This is a genomic window from Streptomyces oryzae, assembly GCF_017676365.1.
Lineage (GTDB): Bacteria > Actinomycetota > Actinomycetes > Streptomycetales > Streptomycetaceae > Streptomyces > Streptomyces oryzae.
This window is the reverse complement of record NZ_JADKMA010000323.1, coordinates 1-4,596: the sequence shown is the minus strand read 5'-3', so window position 1 is coordinate 4,596 and position 4,596 is coordinate 1. Positions and strand designations below refer to the sequence as shown.

4 protein-coding genes are annotated in these 4,596 nt (G+C 73.5%); all 4 read left to right on the top strand.

Annotation, left to right across the window (positions count from 1 at the left end; genetic code table 11):
- Positions 1 to 85: 85 nt before the first annotated feature.
- Genes cpaB through ITI46_RS33345 form a run of 4 tightly spaced genes read left to right on the top strand, consistent with a single transcriptional unit; the run spans position 86 to position 4,431 of the window.
- A complete protein-coding gene (gene cpaB / locus ITI46_RS33360; RefSeq protein WP_209243690.1) occupies positions 86 to 829 on the top strand; it encodes a Flp pilus assembly protein CpaB in 744 nt (247 codons plus the stop codon).
- A 7-nt stretch (positions 830 to 836) separates the two neighbouring features.
- The gene (locus tag ITI46_RS33355) at positions 837 to 2,594 is read left to right on the top strand and encodes a CpaE/TadZ family protein (protein ID WP_209243689.1); all 1,758 of its coding nucleotides are present in this window, start codon (positions 837 to 839) and stop codon (positions 2,592 to 2,594) included.
- 6 nt (positions 2,595 to 2,600) lie between these two features.
- A complete protein-coding gene (locus ITI46_RS33350) occupies positions 2,601 to 3,050 on the top strand; it encodes a TadE family protein (RefSeq protein WP_209243688.1) in 450 nt (149 codons plus the stop codon).
- Between the two features lie 13 nt (positions 3,051 to 3,063).
- Positions 3,064 to 4,431 carry a TadA family conjugal transfer-associated ATPase gene (locus tag ITI46_RS33345; protein ID WP_209243687.1) on the top strand — a complete coding sequence of 456 codons (1,368 nt, stop codon included), beginning with the start codon at positions 3,064 to 3,066 and terminating at the stop codon, positions 4,429 to 4,431.
- Positions 4,432 to 4,596: the final 165 nt, after the last annotated feature.

Genomic DNA, 4,596 nt, shown 5'->3' with positions numbered 1-4,596 from the left:
CCCTCGGGCCGCCCACCCAGGCGGCCCGGCCCGCGCCGAGCGCCCCGTCCGAACCCGTCGTCGCCGATCCCCGAGGTTTCCGTCCATGAACTCACGCCAGCGCCGCGGCGTTCTCCTGCTGGTGCTCTCCGTCCTGTGCGCCCTCGCGGCGTTCGCCGGGGTCCTGGCCGTCGTCAGGAACGTGGAGTCGAAGGTGGGCGAGGAGACGACGGCCTACAAGCTCAAGGACGACGTGCCCGCCTACCAGGCGCTGACCGCCGCGCAGTTCACCAAGGTCTCCATGCCGAAGCGGTGGCTGCCCGGCACCGCCGTCACCGACCTGGACGACATCCACCGCAAGATCGCGGTCAACCCGCTCAAGAAGGGCTCGCTGCTCCAGTCCGACATGATGGCCGAGCGGCCCGAACTCGCGGAGGGCGAGCAGGAGATCGCCATCATGATCGACGCCGAGACCGGTGTCGCCGGGAAGATCAACCCCGGCAACCGGGTCAACATATACGCCACCTTCGAGGGCGAGCAGCGCCCCCGGGCCAAGGGCGACGGCGAGACCAAGGCGCCCTCCGAGTCCCGCGTCATCGTCAGCCGCGCCAAGGTGATCGACGTCGGCGAGCTCACCCCGCTGAAGGACGACGGCGACCGCGACGAGCGCACCCGGCAGCGCGAGCGCGACGGCGTGCCCATCACTTTCGCGCTGACCACCAAGGACGCCCAGCGCGTCGCCTACGCCGAATCGTTCGCCGAGCACGTACGGCTCGCGCTGGTCGCGCCCGGCGACGACACCGGGGTCCCCGAGGAGGACCGCATCTACACGCTCCCCGGAGACAAGTGAGGCCCCGATGGTCATCCGTATCCAGCCCGCCGTCAGCGATCCGGATGCGGCGCGCCCGCTCGTCACCCTGCTCAGCCAGCTTCCCGACGCCGAGCCGGTGCCGCCCGCCGTCGACTCCACCCAACTGCTCGACTCCCTCGCCCAGCAGGCCGGCGAGGCACCCGCCGAGCTGCCCGAGGTGGTGCTGGTCCACGAGCTGATCGGTCCGGTGCCCGCGCTGGAGCTGATCAGCCAGATCGCCCTCAGGTTCCCCGCCGTCGGCGTCGTGCTCGCCGCCCAGGACACCAGCCCCGCGCTGTACGCGGCGGCCATGGACGCCGGAGCCCGCGGCGTGGCCGGACTGCCGCTCACCTACGACGAGCTGGCCGCCCGGATCGGCGCCGCCGCGACCTGGGCCACCGGTGTCCGCCGCCACCTGGGCGTACACGAGGGCGGCGGGTACGGCGGCGAACCGTACGGCCCCGGCGGTCAGGGCGGCGCGGCCGGCACCGTGGTCACCGTCGCGGGTGCCAAGGGCGGGGTCGGCACCACACTGACCGCCGTCCAGCTCGCCCTGGCCGCACGCGCCGCGGGCCGCAGCACGGTCCTGGTGGACCTCGACCTCCAGGCCGGTGACGTCGCCTCCTACCTGGACGTGCGGTTCCGCAGGTCCGTCGTCGACCTCGCCGGCATCAAGGACCTGACGCCGCGGGTCCTCCAGGACGCCGTCTACGTCCACGAGACGGGGCTCGCGCTGCTGCTGGCGCCCGAGGAGGGCGAGCGGGGCGAGGACGTGGACGAACGGGCAGCGCGGCAGCTGGTGGCCGCGCTGCGCTCGCGCTACGAGATCGTCCTCCTCGACTGCGGCACCCAGATGCACGCGGGCAACGCGGCAGCCGTCGAGGCGGCCGATCTGGCCCTGCTGCTGACCACCCCCGACGTGATCGCCGTACGCGGCGCCAGGCGCATGGTGCGGCTGTGGGACCGGCTGCAGATCCGCAAGGCGGAGGAGACCGTCACCGTCGTCAACCGGGCCTCCCGGCACACCGAGATCCAGCCGCAGCTCGTCGCCCGTATCACCGGCAGCCCGGTGGCGCGTACGACGGTGCCGGCGGGCTTCAAGGAGCTCCAGTCGGCGCTGGACGCCGGGCGGATGCAGGACCTGGACGCCAAGGGCAGCGTACGGCAGGCCCTGTGGGGGCTCGCGGGCGAACTGGGGCTGGCCGCGGTCCCGGACGCCGGCCGGCCCCGCGGGTTCGGCGCCCGGCGCCGGGGCGGCGGACACCAGCAGTCCGGCCCGGGCGGCACCGCGGAACCCGGCGGCGCGGCGGACCACAGACCCTCGCTGGCCCAGCAGTCGCGGCACGCCCTGCCACCGGGGCCGGCGTCCCCCGAACCGGGAGCCGGTGCCTCGCGGCTCGGCTCCGACCGGGGCTCGCTGAGTGTGGAGTTCGCCGGGATGGCGCCGATCGTGCTGGTCACGTTGGTGCTGCTGTGGCAGTGCGTGCTGCTCGGCTACACCTTCTCCCTCGCGGGCAACTCCGCCGACGAGGCAGCCCGCGCCGCCACCGCCGCTGCGGCGCACGGGGATCCGCAGGGTGCCTGTGAGGCGGCAGCGCGGGAGCACCTGCCCGCGAAGTGGCGCAAGGACGCGTCGGTCAGCTGCACCCGCGGCGGCACCGTGTGGAAGGCCGACGTCGACCTGCGGACGCCCCTGCTGTTCCCGGGCGCCGCGGGGCTGCCGTTCAGGGTCGGCGGCGACGCGGGCGCCGCCGAGGAGGGGTGAGGGAGCATGCGAGCCGGTATCCGCGCCATCGGGCGGGAGGGCGACCGGGGCTCCAGCGCGCTGGAGTTCGCCGGAATGCTGCCGCTGCTGCTGCTCGTCGCGATGGCGGCCATCCAGCTAGGCCTCGTCGGCTACGCGGTGCAGCAGGCGGGCACCGGCGCGCGGGCCGCGGCACGGGTGGCCTCCCAGGAGGAGATCGCGGACCAGTACGCGGCGAGCGGACGCGCCGCCATGTCCGACTGGACGGCGCGCCGCAGCGGTTTCGTACGCGCGGAAGCCGGCGACGAGGTGAAGGTCACGGCCCGGGTGACCGTGCCCTCCCTCATCCCCGGCATCGACAGCATGGGCACCGCGACCCGCTCCGCCACCATGCCGAGCGACAGTCGCACAGCCGGCGGCACGGCGAACGGCACAGCCGGCGGCACCGCGAGCGGCACGACAGGGGGAGACGAATGAGCGAGGTCGGTCCATGAGTCTGCGCTCCCGTATCACCACGCACGACAGCAGCACCGCGGCAGGCGGCACCCGCGCGGCCGGTACCCCCGCCGACACCACCGGGCACCTGGTGTCGGCGTACCGCACCAAGCTGCTGGAGGAGATCGACCTCGCGGAGATGTCGGCGCTCAGCCCCGCCGAGCGCCGCGCCCGCCTCGAACGCGTCCTCGGCCACATCATCAGCCGCGAGGGCCCGGTGCTGGCGACCGGCGACCGGACGCTGCTGATCCGCCGGGTGGTGGACGAGGCCCTGGGGCTCGGGGTGCTCGAACCGCTGCTGGAGGACGGCTCGATAACCGAGATCATGGTCAACGGCCCCGACCACATCTTCGTCGAGCGCGGCGGCCGCGTCGAACAGGTGCCCGTCCGCTTCGCCTCCGAAGAGCAGCTGATGCAGACCATCGAGCGCATCGTCTCCACCGTCAACCGGCGGGTGGACGAGTCCAACCCGATGGTGGACGCGCGGCTGCCGTCCGGGGAACGGGTCAACGTCATCATCCCGCCGCTCTCGCTGACCGGCGCCACCCTCACCATCCGCCGCTTCCCCCGCGCCTACACCCTCGGCGAGCTGATCGGCCTCGGCACGCTGGACGAGCACATGCTCGCGCTGCTGTCCGGCTTCGTCCGGGCCCGCTGCAACGTGATCGTCTCCGGCGGTACGGGCAGCGGCAAGACGACCCTCCTCAATGCCCAGTCGGCGCTCATCCCCGAGCACGAGCGCATCATCACCGTCGAGGACGCCGCCGAACTCCAGCTCCAGCAGCAGCACGTCATCCGGCTGGAGACCCGGCCGCCCAACGTCGAGGGCAAGGGCCAGGTGACCGTGCGCGACCTGGTACGCAACTCGCTGCGCATGCGCCCCGACCGCATCATCGTCGGCGAGGTGCGCGGCGGCGAGACGCTGGACATGCTCCAGGCGATGTCCACCGGACACGACGGCTCGCTGGCCACCGTGCACGCCAACAGCGCCGAGGACGCCCTGATGCGGCTCCAGACCCTCGCCTCCATGTCGGAGGTCGACGTCCCCTTCGAGGCCCTCCAGGACCAGATCAACTCCGCCGTCGACGTGATCATCCAGCTCGCGCGGCTGGCGGACGGCTCCCGCAAGATCGTGGAGATCGCGCTGCTGGCCTCGCACGGGCGCGAGACCTTCCAGATCGCGACTGTCTCCCGGTTCGTGGCCCGGCCCATGGGACCCGACGGCCGGGTGCACGGCACTTTCGAACACCTGCCGCTGCCGCGCCGCGTCGCCGACCGGTTCCACCTCGCGGGCGAACCGGTGCCCGCCGCCTTCGGAGTGGCCCGCTCCGACGATCAGCTCGCCACCAGGGAGGCGGTGTGACCCCTGTGCCGCATCCGCCGCTCGTGACCGTCGCGCTGGAGACCACCGCCGCCGCCCGGTTCGCCCTCGGCGCCACCCTCGCCGCCTGCGCCCTGGCCCTCGCGGGCCTGCTCCTGTTCGCCTCCGGGCGCGCCCGCCGCCAGGCCCTCCTGGAACGGCTCGGGC